Source organism: Corynebacterium sp. 239_CJEI (assembly GCF_001055995.1).
Classification (GTDB): domain Bacteria; phylum Actinomycetota; class Actinomycetes; order Mycobacteriales; family Mycobacteriaceae; genus Corynebacterium; species Corynebacterium jeikeium_D.
This window is the reverse complement of the sequence record NZ_JVOW01000007.1, coordinates 21,565-41,088: the sequence shown is the minus strand read 5'-3', so window position 1 is coordinate 41,088 and position 19,524 is coordinate 21,565. Positions and strand designations below refer to the sequence as shown.

17 protein-coding genes are annotated in these 19,524 nt (G+C 59.3%); 9 read left to right on the top strand and 8 right to left on the bottom strand.

The window, feature by feature from the left end; all coding sequences use genetic code 11:
• Positions 1-38 precede the first annotated feature (38 nt).
• Entirely contained in the window at positions 39-536 is a 498-nt protein-coding gene (gene tpx, locus ADB08_RS02420) for a thiol peroxidase (protein WP_049170506.1), read from the bottom strand.
• Positions 537-711: 175 nt separating this feature from the next.
• Between tpx and ADB08_RS02415 the strand changes: the two genes are divergently transcribed.
• Positions 712-996, top strand: coding sequence for an Lrp/AsnC family transcriptional regulator (locus tag ADB08_RS02415; RefSeq protein ID WP_005511316.1), 285 nt, complete (start codon positions 712-714; stop codon positions 994-996).
• 38 nt (positions 997-1,034) lie between these two features.
• Here the strand turns inward: ADB08_RS02415 and ADB08_RS02410 are convergent, their stop codons facing one another.
• Together ADB08_RS02410 and ADB08_RS02405 are read right to left on the bottom strand one after the other, a co-directional pair.
• A complete protein-coding gene (locus ADB08_RS02410; protein ID WP_049170503.1) occupies positions 1,035-2,744 on the bottom strand; it encodes an FAD-binding dehydrogenase in 1,710 nt (569 codons plus the stop codon).
• Positions 2,745-2,861: 117 nt separating this feature from the next.
• On the bottom strand, positions 2,862-4,316 hold the full coding sequence (locus ADB08_RS02405) for a class I SAM-dependent methyltransferase (RefSeq protein ID WP_049170499.1): 1,455 nt from the start codon (positions 4,314-4,316) through the stop codon (positions 2,862-2,864).
• A gap of 187 nt (positions 4,317-4,503) precedes the next feature.
• Here ADB08_RS02405 and ADB08_RS02400 point away from each other — a divergent pair, with 187 nt between their 5' ends.
• Positions 4,504-5,925 (top strand): NAD(P)/FAD-dependent oxidoreductase, encoded by a 1,422-nt coding sequence (locus tag ADB08_RS02400; protein WP_049170497.1) that lies wholly within the window; start codon positions 4,504-4,506, stop codon positions 5,923-5,925.
• Between the two features lie 92 nt (positions 5,926-6,017).
• Here the strand turns inward: ADB08_RS02400 and ADB08_RS02395 are convergent, their stop codons facing one another.
• Positions 6,018-6,581, bottom strand: coding sequence for a PaaI family thioesterase (locus ADB08_RS02395; protein WP_236659468.1), 564 nt, complete (start codon positions 6,579-6,581; stop codon positions 6,018-6,020).
• 106 nt (positions 6,582-6,687) lie between these two features.
• Here ADB08_RS02395 and gndA point away from each other — a divergent pair, with 106 nt between their 5' ends.
• The 7 genes from gndA (at position 6,688) to ADB08_RS02360 (ending at position 16,425) form a co-directional block, all read left to right on the top strand.
• Positions 6,688-8,139 carry an NADP-dependent phosphogluconate dehydrogenase gene (gene gndA / locus ADB08_RS02390; protein WP_049170491.1) on the top strand — a complete coding sequence of 484 codons (1,452 nt, stop codon included), beginning with the start codon at positions 6,688-6,690 and terminating at the stop codon, positions 8,137-8,139.
• 47 nt (positions 8,140-8,186) lie between these two features.
• Positions 8,187-9,800 carry a bifunctional hydroxymethylpyrimidine kinase/phosphomethylpyrimidine kinase gene (locus tag ADB08_RS02385; RefSeq protein WP_049170488.1) on the top strand — a complete coding sequence of 538 codons (1,614 nt, stop codon included), beginning with the start codon at positions 8,187-8,189 and terminating at the stop codon, positions 9,798-9,800.
• Positions 9,801-9,985: 185 nt separating this feature from the next.
• Positions 9,986-11,215 (top strand): DEAD/DEAH box helicase, encoded by a 1,230-nt coding sequence (locus tag ADB08_RS02380; protein ID WP_239660003.1) that lies wholly within the window; start codon positions 9,986-9,988, stop codon positions 11,213-11,215.
• A 3-nt stretch (positions 11,216-11,218) separates the two neighbouring features.
• A complete protein-coding gene (locus ADB08_RS02375; RefSeq protein ID WP_016422831.1) occupies positions 11,219-12,604 on the top strand; it encodes a hemolysin family protein in 1,386 nt (461 codons plus the stop codon).
• Positions 12,601-13,815 carry a hemolysin family protein gene (locus tag ADB08_RS02370; protein ID WP_049170482.1) on the top strand — a complete coding sequence of 405 codons (1,215 nt, stop codon included), beginning with the start codon at positions 12,601-12,603 and terminating at the stop codon, positions 13,813-13,815. The genes ADB08_RS02375 and ADB08_RS02370 overlap by 4 nt, the downstream gene beginning before the upstream one ends.
• A complete protein-coding gene (locus ADB08_RS02365) occupies positions 13,812-14,729 on the top strand; it encodes a hypothetical protein (RefSeq protein ID WP_049170479.1) in 918 nt (305 codons plus the stop codon). The genes ADB08_RS02370 and ADB08_RS02365 overlap by 4 nt, the downstream gene beginning before the upstream one ends.
• A 97-nt stretch (positions 14,730-14,826) precedes the next feature.
• The gene (locus ADB08_RS02360) at positions 14,827-16,425 is read left to right on the top strand and encodes a hypothetical protein (RefSeq protein ID WP_049170477.1); all 1,599 of its coding nucleotides are present in this window, start codon (positions 14,827-14,829) and stop codon (positions 16,423-16,425) included.
• Between the two features lie 144 nt (positions 16,426-16,569).
• Here the strand turns inward: ADB08_RS02360 and ADB08_RS02355 are convergent, their stop codons facing one another.
• From ADB08_RS02355 to odhI, 4 genes are all read right to left on the bottom strand, one after another.
• Positions 16,570-17,073, bottom strand: coding sequence for a MerR family transcriptional regulator (locus ADB08_RS02355; RefSeq protein WP_172620271.1), 504 nt, complete (start codon positions 17,071-17,073; stop codon positions 16,570-16,572).
• Between the two features lie 388 nt (positions 17,074-17,461).
• Entirely contained in the window at positions 17,462-18,061 is a 600-nt protein-coding gene (locus tag ADB08_RS02350; protein ID WP_049170474.1) for a bifunctional nuclease family protein, read from the bottom strand.
• Positions 18,062-18,106: 45 nt separating this feature from the next.
• Positions 18,107-18,865, bottom strand: a complete 759-nt coding sequence (locus ADB08_RS02345; RefSeq protein WP_049170471.1) for a MerR family transcriptional regulator — start codon at positions 18,863-18,865, stop codon at positions 18,107-18,109.
• A gap of 70 nt (positions 18,866-18,935) precedes the next feature.
• Positions 18,936-19,361, bottom strand: coding sequence for an oxoglutarate dehydrogenase inhibitor Odhl (gene odhI, locus ADB08_RS02340; protein ID WP_016422837.1), 426 nt, complete (start codon positions 19,359-19,361; stop codon positions 18,936-18,938).
• Between the last annotated feature and the right edge of the window lie 163 nt (positions 19,362-19,524).

Genomic DNA, 19,524 nt, shown 5'->3' with positions numbered 1-19,524 from the left:
TCCAGCTGGTTACTTGCTGCTGAAAGCTAGTTAGCTAATTACTTCAGTGCAGCCAGTGCGGAGTCGTAGTCCGGCTCCGTGGTGATCTCATCGACCAGCTGGTTGTAAATGACCTTGCCCTCTTCGTCAGTGACGACTACGGCACGAGCAAGCAGGCCAGCGAGCGGGCCATCCTGCTGGACAACACCGAAGGCTTCGCCGAAGCCGTGGCGGAAGTCCGAGGCAACCTCAACGTTGTCCAGGCCTTCTGCAGCGCAGAAGCGGCCGAGAGCGAACGGCAGGTCACGCGAAACATTAACCACGACGGTGTTGTCCAGCCCAGCAGCGTCCTCGTTGAAGTGACGCACCGAAGCTGCACAAACACCGGTGTCTACCGACGGGAAGATGTTGTAGACGACCTTCTTACCAGCGAAGGTCTCGTTGGTGACCTCCCCGAGGTCGCCACCGGTGAGGGTAAACTCCGGAGCCTTGTTGCCCACCTCGGGCAGGTCTCCGGAAAGCTGGACTGGGTTGGACTGAAATGCGGTTTGTGTCATAGCGCCCTTTTTACCGCCTTTCGTCCGGATCCTCCAGGCTGTTTTCTGGAAATCAGTAGAATCGTGACAGAAATGAAATTCCGGGCCGCAGTATCTTGAGCAATCTTGCGTACCTTGCGGTCCGGGCCACGCTATTCAAGCGGGCCCCACGTTTAAACTCCGAGGAAAGGCAGCCATGAGTTTGATTACCGCAATTGTGTCCATCGATGTCGAAGCTGACAAGATTCCGGAGGCCGCCGAGACCATCGTCGAGATCGACGGCGTGACTGAGGTCTACTCCGTTACTGGTGACTGGGACTTGGTCGTCGTGGTGCGCGCAACTAATCACGATGATTTGGCGGAAATCATTCCAAATCTCATCAGCAAGGTCGACGGTGTTATTCGCACTCAGACTCAGCTGGCTTTCCGCACCTACTCTCAGCACGACCTGGAAAGTGCATTCTCCATCGGGCTGGAGTAGGCGCGGTTTCTTCCACCGAGCCGTGCGGTATGCGGGAGCTACTTAACCACTTCCGCCATCGCGCGGCCTGCCTGGCGGCCACTGAAAATACAGCCGCCCAGGAATGTACCTTCCAGCGCGTTGTTGCCGTGAACGCCACCGCCACCGAAGCCAGAGGCCTCGCCTGCAGCGTAGAGCCCCTCAAAAGGTGTTCCGTCCGGGTGCAAGCACTGGCCGTCGAGGGTGGTCTCGATGCCACCGAGCGTCTTGCGGGTCAGCATGCGCAGACGAATAGCAATCAGTGGGCCGTTCTTCGGATCCAAAATCGGTGATGGCGGCACGGAGCGGATGATCTTGTCCCCGAGGAAGTTCCGGGCCACGTTGACGTAATTGACCTGGTAGTCCTTGGAGAAGGGATTACCGGTCTGCATATCGCGCTGACGAATCTGCTCCTCGAGCTTCTCCAGGTCAATCTTCGGCGCTGCGGCTCCGGACTCCCCGCCCGAGCTCGCCTCCACAATCTCGTTCATCCCCTCGACCAGCTTTGGCAGATCGTCGGCAACCACCCAGTCTTCGCCGTTATCCATAAACGCCTGAATAGGTGCGGCAACACCAGAGGTCACCTTGCCAATCAGCTTCTTGATCTCCTTGTCGGTCAGATCCGGATTCTGTTCTGAGCCAGAGAAAATAAACTCTTTGCCCACGATGTTCTTATTCAGCACAAACCAGGAGTACGAGTGTCCGGTGGCCAGAATGTGCTTCATCGTGCCGACAGTATCGGCGCCCGGAATATATGGCGCTGGCAGGCGGTTTCCTTCTGCGTCGAACCACATGGCCGACGGCCCCGGGATGATACGGATACCGTGATTCGGCCACACGGGATTCCAGTTCTTCATGCCCTCGGTGTAATGCCACATGCGGTCACGGTTGACGAGGTTTGCGCCGGCCTGCTCTGCGATCTCGATACCACGGCCGTCAACATGCTCTGGCACACCGCAGACCATGTCCTTCGGCATCTCGCCCAGGCGCTCGGTCGGCCAGCACTTACGCACGGCTTCCAGGTTGCCGCCAACACCGCCCGTCGCAATGCACACGGCCGACCCGCGGATCTCAAAGTCCTCCCCTGTTTCCTCGCGTGACGACGCCACTCCTCGCTCTAAAGATTCACAGGGAACCAGAATCTTGCCACGCACGCCGACGGCGCGGCCATCTTCCACAATCACCTCGTCAACGCGGTGGCGATGGCAGTATTCCACCAGCCCCTTCTTCGCAGCCTCAGCGACCGGCTCTGCGAATACGCGGACGATTTCGGGGCCTGTGCCCCAGGTGAGGTGGAATCGGGGTACCGAGTTGCCGTGACCGTCGGCACGCCCTTCACCGCGCTCAGCCCACCCGACGACAGGCAGGAACTTCACGCCGAGATTGCGGAGGTAGTCACGCTTCTCCCCTGCCGCGAAGTTCAGGTAGGCCTTGGCCCACTTGCGTCCCCAGTTGTCTTCCTCGCGGTCGAACTGCGCGGAGTTGAACCAGTCAGCTTCAGCGAGCTCGCGGTTGTCCTTGACTCCCAGACGACGCTGCTCTGGCGAGTCGACGAGAAAGATTCCTCCCAGCGACCAGAAAGCCTGTCCGCCGAGGTTGTTGGCATTCTCCTGATCGACAAGGATGACCTTCTTGCCGGCCTGCGTGGCCTCATACGTCGCGACCAATCCGGCAAGTCCGGCGCCGACGACAACAATGTCTGCAGTACGTGTGGTGCTCTGTGCGTTCATAGTTTCGTTTTTAGACCCTAAACATCGCCTTTGAGGTGGTTTTGCCTAAAAACGTGATTTATTTTTACAGGCTTTATTTATCTGGCGAATTTCCAACGCGCCCGGAGCTGCCCACTGCTAGTGAGGCCTGCGTGGCGCATGCACTAGCTCGACCTGTACGAGCGTGACTTTCTCTGCGCGCACGAGCGCTTCAAACAGCGACAGATAGTAATTCCACATCCTCCGGAACACTCTGTCGTAGCCGATACCAGCGGCTTCGCGCGCATGCGCCGCAAAGAAATCTCGCTGGAGCTGCAAGGTCGTCGCGAAGTGCGCCGGAATGTACTCTTCCGCCGCGATGCGCAGGCCGGTTTCCCGGTCCACCATCTTGCGCAGCTCTTCCATGGTGAAAAGCTGCAGCTGCGGCCACACATAAGCGCGTACGAGGTCCAAGCTGCGCTCGGCGAGCGCATCGAATTTGTCCGTCGCTACCACCATTTGGACGACGATGGTGCCGCGGTCGACAAGCAGACGCTCGGCGCTCTTCAGCCAGCGCAGCGCACCTGCACGACCGAAGGTCTCCAGACGCCCGACGTTGATAACCGCCTCGAAGTCGGACTCGAATTCGCGTGGCGACGGAATGTTGCGATCCATCTGGATCACATCGACCGCGCCGCGCAATCCGGCTTTTTCCACCCGTTCCAGCACCGTTTCGGTGTGGTCATCAGAGACGGTAATAACCTCCGCGCCCGCTCCTCTTTCTGCAGCCCGAAGGGAAATTTCTCCGCCTGCCGACGGCCATTCGGCGACACGGTCTCCGGCCCGGACTCGAGCAAGATCGAGGATGTGCTCAATATTGCGCACCTGGGCATGCAGAAAATCGGCACGCGCGACGGATTTCGGGGCATCGACATAAGTCACGTCAACTGACCAGTGCGAGGGAACCCCACCCTTGCCAGCACCACGGGCATAGTTTTGAATCTGTTCCCGCGACGAGGTTCGCACTCCGGAGGCGAACAGGCCGGAACCGCCCATCAGCAATTCGCCGGAATAGAGCTCGAGCAATGAGGTCGGCAACTCTCCCGCCATATCTGGCCCATCGAGACGCGGACGTGAACGCGCGACTTTCATCAGACCACGTGCCAGCGGCCCCAACGAAGCAATATCAAGCTCGGCGCTGAGCAGTCGGCTGAGAAGCTCTGGCAAATCATCACTGGACCATTCGCCCGCGAGATAGGCCTCCCCCAATCCGAGCCATTCTGAATCAGCTAGTCGAGAATAGAAAACAGGATCAATGACGCTGAAAACGACTGGACGAAACGATTCAGAACTAGTGGGAGATTCACTGCCGCCGCTAGAGCTGGCACCACCGACTCCGTCGATAGCCAAATCGGCGTCACCCGTCGACCGAGTAATGAAAGACTCCCCGACAAACTCACCGGATTCAACCAGTTCAATGCCGTTATCCTGGCAGAGTCGCTCAAAAGAGCGTTCCATCATTTCGGCACGTTTCGCTAGAAAACGCCCCTCTGGAATACGCGCAACCCGAGGCCATCGCTCTGCGTCAATTGCCTGCCGGCTTGCCGAATTCACCCTGCCCGAACCTCCTAACAATCGCGCCGCATAAAGGTACGAATAACGAACTGAGTTTGCTCTCGCAGCCTACCGCGCAGGGACCCAGAATAGGCGGTGGCGCACCGAGAGGATTACTATTGTGGCTTGCCGGCTAAAAGCCGAATCTAAAACTTCGAGAACTTTCAAGTCTGTGAGGAGAAAATACATGACCGAGACTCCGTACCGCCCGCACTCCGGACGCCCGCACGTGGTCGTCATCGGTTCGGGTTTCGGTGGCTTGTTCGCGGCGAAGAAGTTGCAGGGCGCCGAGGTCGACGTCACTCTCATCGACCGCACTAACCACCACCTGTTCCAGCCACTGCTCTACCAGGTAGCAACGGGCATCCTGTCCTCGGGCGAAATCGCTCCGTCCACTCGTACAATCTTCGACGGTGTTCAGAACGTTCGTGTTGTCAAGGGCGATGTCACCGACATCGACGTCGAAAAGCAGGTTGTGACTTCGGAACTGGGTCACCAGACTTCCAAGTGGGAATACGACCACCTCCTGGTTGCCGCTGGCGCTGGCCAGTCCTACTTCGGCAATGATCACTTTGCCGAGTTTGCTCCGGGCATGAAGAACATCGACGACGCACTCGAAATCCGTGCCCGCATCATCGGCGCGTTTGAGCGCGCCGAGCTGACCGACGATCCCGCTGAGCGCGAGCGCCTGCTGACCTTCGTCGTTGTCGGCGCTGGTCCGACTGGTGTTGAACTTGCCGGCCAGCTGGCCGAGCTGGCTAACCGCACCCTCGCATCGTCCTACCGCAGCTACAACCCGCACGCTGCACGCGTCGTCCTGCTCGACGGCGCACCGCAGGTTCTGCCGCCGTTTGGCAAGCGTCTGGGCCGCAAGGCTCAGAAGTCCCTGGAAAAGATGGGCGTCATCGTCAAGCTTGGCGCGATGGTGACTGACGTCAATGAAGAGGGCGTCACCTACAAGAACATGAAGGATGGAACCGAGGAGTTCATCCCGTCGTTCTGCAAGATTTGGTCCGCCGGCGTGTCCGCTTCCCCGCTGGGCAAGATGATTGCCGAGCAGACTGGCGCCGAGACCGACCGCGCTGGCCGTGTCGTTGTCAACGAGGACATGACAGCTGGTGGCTACAAGAACGTCTACGTCGTGGGCGACATGTCCAACCGCGAGAACCTGCCGGGTGTTGCTCAGGTTGCTATTCAGGGTGGCGAGTACGTCGCCGCCAACATTGCAGCTGAGGCCGACGGCCGCGATGTCGCAGAGCGTCAGCCGTTCGAGTACTTCGATAAGGGCTCCATGGCAACCGTCTCCCGCTTCTCCGCAGTGGTGAAGATGGGCAAGGTTGAGGTTACCGGCTTCATCGGCTGGATTCTGTGGCTGGCCGTCCACCTGATGTTCCTGGTGGGCTTCCGCAACCGCCTCGTCTCCTGCGTCAGCTGGGGCCTGAACGTCCTGGATCGCAACCGTTGGCAGATGGTTTCCACCCGCCAGCAGATGTACGCACGCAACGCCATCGACCGCCTGGCCGAGTTCAACAAGGACAAGGCTGAGCAGGATCTGCCGCTGGAGGTTCGCGACACTCGCCGCGAGCACCGCGCAAAAAGGAACAAGTAGTTAACTTGCAGGTGGCCAGATTAGAAAACAGCTAATCACGACAAGCCACCTGCGAGCTTCCTACCAGGCCCGTTACCACCTATAACGATTTGCTACAGCGGCTTGTCGAGTACCGCAATTCGTAGGTTGGTGCGGGCCAACAGTTTTTCATCTGCCTTGCGGGTGTGCTCAATGCGCCACAGTTGCATGGTGCGCCCCAGGTACTCTGGCTCCGCCGTGGTAACGATTACCTCGCCAGCCCGGGCGGAGCGGTAGAAATCGGTGTTGTTGTTCACACCGACGACCGGCTTCTTCGCACCGCAGGCAACGAAACCAGCAATAGAGCCAGCAGTCTCGCCTAGCGAGCAATAAACACCGCCATTGGCTAGGCCCCACGGTTGCAGGTGGTCGGGCCCGACCTCGAGCTCCATCTGAATTCGCTCCGGCCCGACATGGACAAACTTCGTGCCCAGCAAGGTATCTAGACCGCCGATTCCGTTATCGCCCAAGGTGCTGTTAAAAACAGCCAGCTCCTCATCGCTCAAGGCTTCCTGGCTCGCCTTCGTCGCCAGTGTCATATAATCGCGCAGCGCCTTCCTCTTCGCCTGCTCGGCGGCGGAAGCTGCAGAGTTAGAGTCCTGTGAACTGCCATTATTCGCAATAGTCTCGTCAGTCATGCCAAACATTGTGCCAGCGCACGCCATCACTCGTGGCAGTTTCAATGTTAAAAGCAGTAACAATTTTCTGAGTCCCAGATACAACGAACCCCGGCCAGGCTTTAAGATGGTGGGCATGACCGATAACAATGAACTCGCACAAATTGGTGTCGTCGGGCTCGCCGTCATGGGCTCGAATATCGCACGCAACTTCGCCCACAAGGGACACACCGTTGCCGTGTACAACCGCAGCCCGGAGAAAACTCGCACCCTCATCGCTGAACACGGTGATGAAGGCTCATTCATCCCGTCCGAGACCATTGAAGAGTTCGTCGCTTCGCTGGAGCGCCCGCGTCGCGCTCTGATCATGGTTCAGGCAGGTGCCGCTACTGATGCGGTCATCGATCAGCTTGCCGACGTGATGGAGCCCGGCGACATCATCATTGATGGCGGTAACTCTCTTTACACGGACACCATCCGTCGCGAGAAGGCTATTCGCGCCCGTGGCCTGCACTACGTTGGCACTGGTATTTCCGGTGGTGAAGAAGGTGCTCTGACTGGCCCATCCATTATGCCGGGTGGCACGAAGGAGTCCTACGAGTCCCTCGGCCCGCTGCTGGAGTCCATCTCCGCTCACGTTGATGGCGTTCCGTGCTGTACTCACATTTCCTCCGATGGCGCTGGCCACTTTGTAAAAATGGTCCACAACGGCATCGAGTACGCGGATATGCAGGTCATTGGCGAGGCCTACCACCTGCTGCGTGAGGCCGCTGGCCTCACCCCTGCCGAGATTGCAGATATCTTCCGCGAGTGGAATAAGGGCGACCTGGACTCCTACCTGGTCGAGATTACCGCTGAGGTTCTCTCTCAGGTCGATGAGAAGACAGGCAAGCCGCTGGTGGATGTCATCGTTGATGCTGCTGGTCAGAAGGGTACCGGCCGTTGGACGGTCAAGGCCGCTTTGGACTTGGGCATTCCAGTAACTGGTATTGGCGAGGCCGTGTTCGCTCGCGCCCTGTCGTCTTCCCTTGCTCAGCGTGAGGCTGCCCGCAACCTGCCGTCGGGAAGCCTGGCTAAGGCACCGGAAGATCGCGATGCTTTTGTGGAGCGCGTCCGTAAGGCGCTCTACGCTTCCAAGATCGTTGCCTACTCGCAGGGCTTCGATGAGATTAACGCTGGTGCCAAGGAGTACGGCTGGGAGATTGACCGCGGTGCGCTGGCGACCATCTGGCGTGGTGGCTGCATCATCCGCGCACAGTTCCTGAACCGCATCAAGGAAGCGTACGACCGCAATCCGGAGCTGCCGGCGCTGGTACTCGACGAGTACTTCCGTGACCAGGTCACCGAGTGCCTCGACGCGTGGCGCGACGTTGTCGTCACTGCAGCACAGATGGGTATCCCGGCTCCGGTGTTCTCCTCTTCGCTGGCTTACTACGACGGCCTGCGTGCGGAGCGTCTGCCGGCAGCACTGGTTCAGGGGCAGCGTGACTACTTCGGTGCGCACACTTACCAGCGTGTTGACCGCGAGGGTGCTTTCCACACCCTCTGGTCTGGCGACCGCTCCGAGGTTGAAGCGTAGTCTTGAAGTCTGTCGCTTCACGCTCTTGAAGTTAAAAGGGGTCTGAGATGCCATTTCCCAAGAAGGCAAAGCCTGATTTTGTGCCACGAGTTCTTTCCATCGCCGGCACAGACCCAACAGGTGGCGCTGGGCTCCATGCCGATTTGAAATCAATCGCCGCCGCCGGTGGTTATGGTATGGGCGTGGTCACCGCTTTGGTATCTCAGAACACCGTGGGCGTTCGTGCCGTCCACACCCCACCTGTTGACTTCCTCGTCGAGCAGCTGGCTGCTGTAACTGAGGATGTCACCATCGACGCGGTGAAGATTGGCATATTGGGTTCACGCGAACTCACGCAGGCCGTCACCAACTGGGTTCGGGAGACCAAGCCAGCCGTGGTTGTTCTCGATCCGGTTATGGTCGCCACCTCTGGCGACCGTCTGCTTGACGAAGATGCCATGGACGCAATGCGTGACTTGGTCGCGGAAGCCACCGTCATCACGCCGAATGTTCCCGAACTGGCATTGCTTGCCGACGCCCCGGAGGCCAGCGACTTCACTGAGCTGATTGAGCAGGCGCTGGAGTTCGCGAGCAAGAACGATGTCATCGTGATTGCAAAGACTGGTCACTTAAGTGATGAGGAAGCCGGCAATGCCGTGGCCTTCCCCGATGGCCAGGTTTTCTTCAGCTCTTCTCCCCGCATTCACACTGAGAACACCCATGGCACGGGTTGTTCGCTGTCCGCAGCTCTTGCCACACGGATTGGTGGGGGCTCTGCGATTAATGATGCCCTGCGCTGGACTACGCGCTGGCTCAGCGAGTCCATTCGTTTCGCGGATAACCTCAACGTCGGCCAGGGGCACGGCCCCATTGACCACGGCCACAGGGCTCGTCGCCTGGAAAAGGTCGCGCTTCGCCGAATGCAACCAGTGCATCTGAACTCTAGTTTTTACCCGGCGGCCATCGAAGGCACTGATACTGAGCAGACGCCGAAGGAGCTGGAATCTTTCTTCGGCCACTCACTCCAGATTGCGCCGGCGGGCCCCTTTACTTCCCAGCTGTGGCGGGACATCGAGGACATCGTTGCCGAGATTGGCGGAATGTTCAGCGTCCCCACGATGCTCCGCGGCGACCTTTCCTCGGACGAAACCAACTTCTTCGTAGCGCAAGAGGCCTGGTACTTGCACCAAGTTTTCCCAGTCCTGTCGCATCTGGCAACCAAAGCACCCTGCGCTAAGGAACAGGTTCTGTGGTCGTCACTCGCACAGGAAGCCCTGGTGCGTGCGTTGGAATTGAGCAATAACGCGCTGGAAGAGACTTCTTCGGCGCTCGAGGACATCGAGCCGACAACCATCACGCAGCTTTTGCTGGACGTGCATTCTTCCTGTAGCGCTTTCAACCCATATCGGGTCGCCGTAACCAGTATCGTCGCCGAAATGTGGATTGCAACCGAGCTGACTCTGCAAGGAAAATCGCTGGTTGATGGGGATTCCGCGATCGCGAACTGGGTGGAGGTGTATTCCGACCCCGAGTATGTTGACAGTGTTCAGCAGGCTCTCGAGGTCCTTGAAAAGAATATGTCCACGGCCAGCGATGCGGAGCTCAAATCCATCCGCAACATCTTCCGTCGAGCCGCCATTCTTGAGCGCGAGGCCTATGCGCAACCGGGTCGCGGTTGGTAAATGTCATGGGACGGTAGTTTTCAAGCTCACCGGACGTGCCTATTGCATGGCTGTCCGGGGATAGCGGTATTCTAACAAGCATGCCCCCTCCTGCTGAGTCCAGTGATTTCAGACAGTTGGGCACGCCGGAAGCGATTGTGAGTATTCTGCGTGCCCAGCACATAACTTCGCCTACCGCCGTGCAGGTGGCGACTTTGCCAGATGCTTTCGCTGGCAAGGACGTTCTCGCACAGGCCCCCACAGGCTCGGGCAAAACGCTCGCATTCGGCATTCCGCTGGTCGCGTTACTCAATAACGCCTCTCCAGCGCTTCCCGGTTACCCGCGCGCGCTCATTATTTCGCCAACGCGCGAACTCGCAGATCAGATTGCTGATGTCCTGGCTGACATCGGTGCCGCTGCAGGTCTGCGTGTCTTGAGCTTGGTCGGCGGTGACTCCGTGGCCAAGCAGCAGACTCTGCTCGCGGCACCAGTCGATATCGCTGTGGTCACACCGGGTCGCGCACACGATTTGCGCCGCCGCGGTCTCCTCAGCCTTGAGCACGTCCTCGCTGTTGTCGTTGACGAAGCGGACATGCTCGCTGACATGGGCTTTCTGCCCGATGTTCTGGGCCTGGTCCGTGCGTGCCCGAAGTCGGCACAGCGCATGGTTTTTTCCGCCACGATTAACGACGACGCCGCGGGGCTTATTCGCGATCGTCGCGCAAGTAGCACTGAAGTTGCGAAGCACAAGGTCACTGCCTCCCGGTTGACCATGCGCAATATGCGGCATCTGTTACTTCGGGTGGAGGACAACAACGAAGCCGACGAAGTGGTCGCCTGGATTGCCTCCCGCAAGGATCAGTGCGTCATCTTCGCCAACTCTAAGGCGCGTGTCGTGCAGCTGGCTAAGTTTCTACAGTTCTATGACATCAAGTTAGGTTTCCTCCACGGCGATCGCGGCCAGGCAACTCGCCGCGCGGTCCTCAAGGCCTTTGCCGACGGTGAAATCAATGTCCTCGTCACCACGGATGTGGCCGCTCGTGGCATTGATATCGATGCTCTTGACTTGGTTGTGCACGCGGATCCGCCAAGGGATTCCGCGACGTATATTCACCGCTCTGGTCGGACGGCTCGTGCAGGTGCTTCCGGCACGGTAGCGATGATTGTGCGTGACCGCCAGGTTGATCAGGCCCGCGAGCTGCTGGCAGGGGCCGGCGTTGAAGCTGAAGAGCTGCGCGCCGCTCCGGGACTGCCGCGATTTGTCAAGGAACTGGGCGCACGGCGTCCGCGCCGGGCTCGTCAAGATCAGAGCCAATCGGCAGGCGGTGCTGGTGGTGCCGGTTACCGCGGGCGCGGCGGTTCGTCGGCAAGCGGAAAGAATCGTGCTGGCGGTCGCGTACACCGCCCCAAGCGAGGGAAAAAGAAGAAGAGATAATCAGTGGATATTGTTCTCAATATTGTCGCGGTTGTCGGCTTTATCGCGCTAACCGCTGGCACCGGCCTCTTTGTGGCGTTTGAATTCGCGCTGACGGGACTGGAGCGGTCTACGATTGACGCCGACCGCGCCCGTTCAGCGGATGCACCTGCTGAGGCCGTTCACAAGGCGCATAATCGACTGTCCTTCCACCTCTCCGGTGCACAGCTGGGCATTACGTTGACGACACTGGCAACTGGTTTCCTCGCGGAACCGGTGCTGGCGCAGTACTTCACGCCGATGTTGCATTGGATGGGGCTCAGCGAGTCTGCAGCGGGACCGACCGCGCTGATTCTTGCGCTCATTGTGGCCACGATGTTGTCAATGGTCTACGGCGAGTTGGTGCCAAAGAATGTCGCGATTACAGAGCCGTTGGCAGTAGCGCGAGTTACGGCTCGTCCGGTGATGGCGTTTAACTGGGTGTTCCATTACTTCATCCATTCGCTGAATGCCACGGCGAACTGGCTGGTGCGCAAGCTCGGTATTGAACCGGCGGATGAGTTGGCTTCGGCGCGTTCCCCGCAGGAGCTGGAAGCACTGGTACGTAATTCTGCGGAGCAGGGTGCATTGGATGAGTCGAAGGCCGCTGTACTCGAGTCGTCGTTACGCTTTGGCGAAACGACGGCGGAGGACCTAATGACGCCGCGGTCGACGATTACTTCCCTCGATGTCGATGACACGGCGCTGGATCTGCTGGCTGTCGCTATCGAATCGGGGCATTCCCGCTTCCCCATTACTGACGGGGACCTCGATGCCACTGTCGGTGTTGTCCACGTCAAGGACGCATTTGCGGTGCCTGCGGCGAAGCGCTCAACCACCACTATGCGGGAGATTGCACGGCCTGTGCCGACGCTGCCGCAGTCGCTGGACGGCGATGCCGTGCTGGAGGCCGTGCGTTCGGCCGGCTCGCAGATTGCGCTGGTCGCCGATGAGTACGGCGGCATCGCCGGCATTGTCACCATCGAGGATGTCGTCGAGGAAATTCTTGGCGAGGTCTGGGATGAGTACGACGACAAGGAGTCCGAGCAGGAAGTCAAACGCGCGATCGAAGGCTGGAACTGCTCTGGCCTTGTGCGTACCGACGAGCTGCCGACCAAGGTCGGATACTTCGCCCCAGAAGGTAGCTTCGAAACGCTCGGTGGATTGATTATGTTTGCGCTCGGTCGCATCCCGGAGGTCGGTGACGTCGTCCTGCTGCCAGAGACCGAACGCGACTTCATGGACGAGTTCGAATCGGGTATCGCCGGACGCTGGTACGCCCGCATTCTGGCGATGGATGACCGCCGCGTGGACCGTGCAATTTTGATTCCTGTGACCAACGAACGCGCTAAGGAGATGTTCAACCTATGAGTGACTGGTTTGGAATCCTCCTGACTTTCTTCTTGTTGTTGGTCAACGCGTTTTTCGTGGGCGCGGAGTTCTCACTTATTGCTGCGCGCCGTGACCGTTTGGAAGCGCTGCTGGCTCAGGGAAAGAAGCGCGCACGCACAGTTATCAATGCTTCTGAGCACCTGTCGATGATGCTCGCCGCCGCACAGCTGGGCATCACCATTGCCTCGCTACTGCTGGGTAAGGTCTCTGAGCCGGCGCTGGCACATCTGCTGGAAGCTCCCTTCCAGGCGATGGGTATTCCGGAGTCGCTGCTGCACCCGCTGAGCTTTGCCATCGCATTGATGCTGGTGTCAGTGCTGCACATCATGCTCGGTGAGATGGTGCCGAAGAATATCGCGCTGGCAGGACCGGAAACGATGGCCATGCTGCTCATTCCGGTTCATATGGTCTTCTACCGCCTGACCAAGCCGCTGTTGCTGCTGTTTAACTGGATGGCTCGCCATACGCTGAAGCTGTTCGGCATTGAGCAGCGCGATGAGCTCGACACCACTGTTGATTCCACTGAGTTGGCATCGATGATTGCGGAGTCTCGTCAAGAGGGGCTCCTTGACAGCGAGGAGCACGTCCGCCTTCGTCGCACACTGGCTTCGGCCACGCGCACCATTGAGGAGGTACTGATTCCGCACGAGCAGATTCGGCGCCTCCCCACCGCACCGACTGTCGGCGATCTAGAGACGGCGGTCACCGAAACTGGCTTCTCCCGGTTCCCCGTCGCTGCGGCCAACAATGAACCCAACGAGTACCGCGGCTATGTTCACGTGAAAGATGTCCTCGACCGCGTCATGGATCCTGCCTCCGGCCCAGAGACAGCCATCCCCGATGACGAGATTCGCCCGATGATCGAGATTCCGATCGATGCCACGCTGGATGAGGGATTGCGCATCATGCGCCGCTACAGCGCCCACATGGCAGTGGCTGTACGCGCTCGCATGCCAAAGCCGCACCTGCGCGCAAACGCCCCGGCAAGCATCGCTCCGAAGACCGGTGCTTTCTCCGGCGCGGAGCAGATCGGCATCGTGGCTCTGGAGGACCTCATCGAGGAGCAGGTCGGTGTCGTGCGCGACTGGACCCACGAGGTCTCCCCGCGTCGCAGCGGTGCGCCAAAGCAGCACTCGGCCGTGAACCAGCCCCGGACCCGACCAGGCAGCACGCAGGGACGCCAGCAGTGACGCCTACGCCCGATTCGTCTTTCGATTGGCGTGAAGCCAAAGCAAGGCATATCGCCCGCGTCGATGTCCTGACCCGCGACCACCTGTCCCGTCGCAGTCGCGGCCAGCGCCACCCGGTCTGGGACTTCATCTTCGAGTACTACCCCGTTAAGCCCGGCCAGCTCCGCCGCTGGTCACCGGGCATCGGCGTAGATCTTCCCGGTGCGACAGCCAAGGACATCAGTCACCTGAAGTTCTTTACCCTCGACACGGACGACACTACCGATAGCCCTGCCCGCAAGGACCCCACCGATACCGCCTCTGGGACGGCGCGCATGGATGTTTCGGCGTACGTCGATAAGCGAGGTACGACGGTGGGGTACATCGGCAATCTGTTGCGTTCGACGCGCGCGAATCCGGCGCACTTTGACTGCTTTGGTCTGCATGAATGGGCGATGGTGTATCGCCAGCCCGAGCATCGTCATCCGGAGCCACTGCGGCTGGGTCAGGCAGGCACGGACGAGGTCGTCGAGGCCCACACGGTTCGATGTACGCACTTCGATGCCTTCCGTTTCTTCACGCCCGACGCCGTGCCGCTCAACGAGTTTGCACCGACGCGCGAGACGCAGCCGCACTGTGAGCAGATGGGTTGTCTGCACGCCAACATGGACTTGTATAAATGGGCGACCAAGCTCGGCGAGGCGGTCCCCGGCGACCTGTGGCTGGATACTTTCGAGCTCGCGTGCAGTGCCCGTGAGTTGGATATGCGCGCCGCTCCCTACGATCTGCGGGATTGGGGTTTTGCGCCTATTCGCATCGAAACTCCCGAAGGCAAGGCCGAGTACGTCCGCCGCCAGCGTGAGCTCAGCGCGCGTGCCGATGTTCTGCGCGGCCGTCTTCTCGAAGTGGTAGATGTCGCATTGTCCACGCAGTAAAGTTGGCAGGAGTTACGTGCGCGTTTGTGCTTTACGACGAGGTCTGCTGCGAGTCGACAGTGCCGAGCACACTCAGCATAGAAAGGGCTAGAACGACATGGGACGACACGCCTCGGGTGAGAACAACTATCGAGTGGCTAAGGGGCCTTTTATTGCCGTCTTGGTCGTAATTGTTTTGGTCGCTGCGGTTTTTGCCTGGGTTAATCTGCGCAAGAGCAACGATTCGTCGATTGATGCTGACCGTGCACGGTGTACGAAGGGTGACCTGACGCTGGTGGTGACCGCTGATCCTGCTGCGGTGGGCTCGGCACAGAAACTTGTGCAGGACTATGGCGAGTCGAATCCCGTGGTGAGGGACTTCTGTGTGCGGCCACAGATTACGGTGGCGGGCTCGCAGGAGGTTGTGAACGCCCTGTCTGAGGCTGGCGGTGCTGAAGCTGGTGAGGGAGCTCCGGAGGACCCCGCTGCGGGTGAAGCCGGTACTGGAATTATGACTCCGGGAGTCTGGATTCCCGCCGATATCTCTTTTGTGGACCAGGCGAAGAACTCAGACAAGGTCAAGGTCAACAACCCCAAGACGTGGTTGCCGCCGATTGCCAGCGGCGTGGCCTTCACAACCAATCGTGCTGACCAGCTGAACAACGCCACCTGGGAAGAGCTTGCAGGATTGCGCGTGGCCGCCCCAGGTGGCTCCGATGCGGCACTGTCGGCCGTGATTAGTGCTCGACTTGGCGGTGGCCCGGACGTCGCTCGCGAACGCGCGGGCTTGGGTGAGGTCTACACCTCCAATACTCTGCTGACCATGCTCAGCCAGAACGTTGCCGACTTCGACGGTGTGGCCGCGACCCAGCCCATGCTGCAAATGGCCGGCGAAGGGCTGAAGCTGGTCTCCCCTGCGGATGCACCCCAGTTGCATGCGCCAGTTGTCACCTTTGGCTCCGGCGGCAAGATCGACGAGAACACGGCTCGCGCGGCCGAGGACTTCCGCAACTTCGCAGCAGATCACGGCGCCGACGGCGAAGCTGCTGAGAGCGCTTTCAGCCCTGAAGTAGCAGAGAACTTTGGGGTGCTCTCGCAGATTCAGACGGATTCTTTTGCGCTGCCGCCAGCACTGGAGCAGCCGGACGCGCAACAGCCCGCAACTGCGGTGGGTTCGGCGCTCCTGCTCGCTGACACCTCCGAGGGCGTCGATGTCGGGGCGCTGTCTGCGGCACTGACCGGCGCTATCGATGCGGCACCTGGCGGCCGATACGGCCTGTGGACATTTGCACCCGAGGTGAACCGCCTCGCGGAACTTCCCGCGCCCGATGACGAGGCCAACAACGGCGCGGACGCCGTAAAGGGTTCGCTGGCCGAACTTCCGGCCGGTGGTGAGGCACAGTTCTGGCCAGCGCTTATCGATGCCTACCAGGCCGCCCGCGACACCTACTCCCCTGACAAGCCCAACCGACTCGTCGTGCTCACCTCGGGGCGCGATGCCTCGGGCGCCGATGCCGCCGAGTCTGTCGAGAGGATCAAGGAACTCATTAGCCCGGACCGCCCGGTAACGATTGAGGTCATCGTGCTTCCCGACGGGGACAGCTCCAGCCCCGAGCTGCAGGAAGTGGCAAATATGACCACTGGCTCTCTGCGCATTGCGGCTGACTACGGCGACGGCCTGGCCTCTCAGTTGGCTGCGGCTATCGGTACGGAGTAAGTAGCAAAAACCGCCTCCATCTGGTCCAACCTCGGGAGAGGAAAAACGGAACCAGTTGTGGAAGGCGGTTTTCGTTTAGTTTGTTTCGGCTATTTGAGCGGCGGCCGTAGCAGCAACGCCGCTGTCCAGCCAAATAGTTGGCTGTTAGGAGATGCGACGGCGACGACGCTCAGCCAGCTCGTCGATGCCAGTGCCTGGGTTCTCCTGAGTACCGTCGATACGCTCGGACGGGAAGGAGGCGATGGTGCCAGTCAGTTCCTTCATAATGCCCGGGACAGCAATGCCGAACACTCCCTGGCCACCGTTGAGCAGGTCGATGACCTCTTCATTGGAGCGACACTGGTAGACGGTGCGACCGTCGGAAACCAGAGTGATGGTAGCCAGGTCATCGACGCCGAGGTCGCGCAGGCGGTCGACAGCCAGACGGATGTTCTGCAGGGAAATACCGGTGTCCAGCAGTCCGCGGACAATCTTCAAAACGAGGATGTCGCGGAAGGAGTACAGACGCTGGGTACCCGAGCCCTTGGCGGTACGGATAGAAGGCTCCACCAGCTTGGTGCGTGCCCAGTAGTCCAGCTGGCGGTAAGAAATGCCCGCTACCTGACATGCGATGGGAACGCGGTAGCCAACCTGCTCGTCCGGTCCCATGTCGAACAGGGATTCCTGAACCGCGCGTGGCTCTTGCGAGTCCGACGCACGGAGCTCATTGTCGCCAAAGAGCGAACCGCTGTTGTCGTCGACCATATAAATTCTCCCGAGGTAGTTTCACTGCCGTTATTTATCTTTCGCCAAGGTTAATCGGCTGTCAATACATCACAGGACGACACGCCGAATCTCTAAACCTAAAGTTAAGGTTTAGAGTTTGGAGTCATAGTTTCCCCAGCTCAAGCACAACCCGGGAGAAAAACCGCAGGACGGGATGAAACCATAACTTACGAAAAGTTACCCCTTTTATGGGGTCATTCAGCGACACGCCGGAGGAAATAAGCGTCACAACTACCTCAAAAGTAGCCAGTTATTCACTCCAGTCACACGTTTAACGGTCGCCATCGGAAGCTGAATCGGCGCCACCGTCGGCTTCACCATCAGACTTCTTGTCCTCCGCATCACCATGCGGCTCGGCGAAGTAGTCAGCATCAATACTGTCGAGGAATTCCGCAAACTCCGACACCGATGCCTCGACGGAGTCGGTCTCCGACTCGTCGGTAAGCGAACCGCCATTGGTTGCGACGAGACGCGCCGCTACCGACGTGGCGTCGAGCACATCACGCGCGACATACAGCGGAACCTCAAGCTCGCTAGCGATAAGGATGAGGTCGGAGGGCCGCATATCAATCTCTGCACCACCTTCGAGCACCAGGCTGGCGATGAAAACGCCCTCATGCACGCCCGTAATCTGGCCGCGCAGGGCGCTCTGCCCCACCATGTCCAGCGTATCGACGAAGACCTCATGCATGCCCGGGCGACGCTGCGTAGCGCCGGTCTCACGGGCGGAGTACTTCGTCGCCGTCGCCAAATCAATCCAAATCGGGATAATCCGATTGGTCTCTTCGGCATGCAGGAGCAGCACTGGATCGTCCTCAGGAGGATGCGCCATCCAGTCTAGAAACTTGACTTCTACGAGTTTTTCGTCCATAACAGCGATAATTGTAGCGAGCCGCTATTTACGCGGGACTACCGACTACTTCCCCAGGTCCTTGTTGACCTGGCGCTTGACCAAAGTGCCGTGCAGCGTGACCATCAGCGCAGTCATCTCACGGCCCATCTCCACAGCCTTCTGCTTGCCGCTAGCTGCACGCGACTTACTCAGCGGACTAGCAGCGAGCGACACCAAATCTGCCTCACGGGCCGCAGCGGTACGCACAGTTTTGAGGTGGCGGGCATCCAGGCCAAACTCAGCCAGCTTGACCGCCGTCTCAGTGATGAGCAGGTCATCGCCATCGAACATGTTCAGCGTGTCCGGAGTAATCAGGCCCACTCGAACCAGTTCAGTGATGAACTTCTCGCTAGCGCCGGTGCGCTCTGCCAGCTCCGCCTGCGTCAGCGAGACCACTGCGGCTTCGCGGAACTGATCCGCCGTCACCAGTGGAGTGACCGATGCCAGCCCGTCGCCGCCAGCGTTGCCCGCATCAATTTCGTCGAGCTGCTCTTTAATAACCTTCAGCGGCAAGTAGTTATCGCGCTGAACGGTGAGAATGTAGCGCAGGCGGTCAATGTCCGCCTGGCTGTAGCGACGATAACCCGAGGAGCTACGCGACGGGCACAGCAGCCCCTCCGACTCGAGAAAACGAATTTTGGACAGCGTTACATCAGGGAACTCAACCTTGACTTCCTTCAGCACAGCACCGATGGTCTTCTTCTTGCCCACCGAGCGTGCTTGCTTCGCAGTGCTTTCCGACGACGCCGGCTGCGCAACTGCTGATTTGCGTACTGCTGCCACTGGTCTTTTCCGAGCCTTTACAAAAATAAGGGGTTAATGCCGACAGGCGTCGACATTAACCGATGTCGAATTAGTTACCGATCAGGAAGACGAGGCGGAACTTACCGACCTGAACCTCGTCACCATTAGCCAGAACCGCGGAGTTCTTCGGCTCGCGGTTAACGTAGGTACCGTTCAGCGATCCCACGTCGACGACCTCGTAGGAGTCACCGTTCTTGCGGAACTCTGCGTGACGACGGGAAACAGTCACATCATCGAGGAAGATGTCGCTGTCCGGGTGACGACCAGCGGTTGTGACTGCCTGATCGAGCAGGAAACGCGAACCCGCATTTGGCCCCCGCTTGACAACCAAGAGTGCCGAGCCCGCCGGAAGTCCTTCAACACCGGAGACCGTGGAGTCCGTGTTAGAGCCGGACTCCATTTCCTTCAGCAAATCTGCACGGAAGACCGAGGTGGTCTCGACCGATGCCTCTGGCTGGCCGCTATTGCTAGTCATATCTTTCCCTCCGGGATAACCTTGGGCGATTTACTCGTTACTTTTTAGATAATAGCGCCCCAACCGCTTTCATGTTGTTATCTAATCCCAACCATGTTGTGACGCAGCTCACCGACAGGGTATGTACAACATGATTGATATGCGTAAATACCGACATCTGAGA

Excerpts from the sequence above, each read along its gene's own strand:
- tpx (WP_049170506.1), bottom strand. The coding sequence starts at position 536 with ATGACACAAACCGCATTTCAGTCCAACCCAGTCCAGCTTTCCGGAGAC.
- ADB08_RS02415 (WP_005511316.1), top strand. The coding sequence starts at position 712 with ATGAGTTTGATTACCGCAATTGTGTCCATCGATGTCGAAGCTGACAAG.
- ADB08_RS02410 (WP_049170503.1), bottom strand. The coding sequence starts at position 2,744 with ATGAACGCACAGAGCACCACACGTACTGCAGACATTGTTGTCGTCGGC.
- ADB08_RS02400 (WP_049170497.1), top strand. The coding sequence starts at position 4,504 with ATGACCGAGACTCCGTACCGCCCGCACTCCGGACGCCCGCACGTGGTC.
- ADB08_RS02395 (WP_236659468.1), bottom strand. The coding sequence starts at position 6,581 with ATGACTGACGAGACTATTGCGAATAATGGCAGTTCACAGGACTCTAAC.
- gndA (WP_049170491.1), top strand. The coding sequence starts at position 6,688 with ATGGTGGGCATGACCGATAACAATGAACTCGCACAAATTGGTGTCGTC.
- ADB08_RS02385 (WP_049170488.1), top strand. The coding sequence starts at position 8,187 with ATGCCATTTCCCAAGAAGGCAAAGCCTGATTTTGTGCCACGAGTTCTT.
- ADB08_RS02370 (WP_049170482.1), top strand. The coding sequence starts at position 12,601 with ATGAGTGACTGGTTTGGAATCCTCCTGACTTTCTTCTTGTTGTTGGTC.
- ADB08_RS02360 (WP_049170477.1), top strand. The coding sequence starts at position 14,827 with ATGGGACGACACGCCTCGGGTGAGAACAACTATCGAGTGGCTAAGGGG.
- ADB08_RS02355 (WP_172620271.1), bottom strand. The coding sequence starts at position 17,073 with ATGGGACCGGACGAGCAGGTTGGCTACCGCGTTCCCATCGCATGTCAG.
- ADB08_RS02350 (WP_049170474.1), bottom strand. The coding sequence starts at position 18,061 with ATGGACGAAAAACTCGTAGAAGTCAAGTTTCTAGACTGGATGGCGCAT.
- odhI (WP_016422837.1), bottom strand. The coding sequence starts at position 19,361 with ATGACTAGCAATAGCGGCCAGCCAGAGGCATCGGTCGAGACCACCTCG.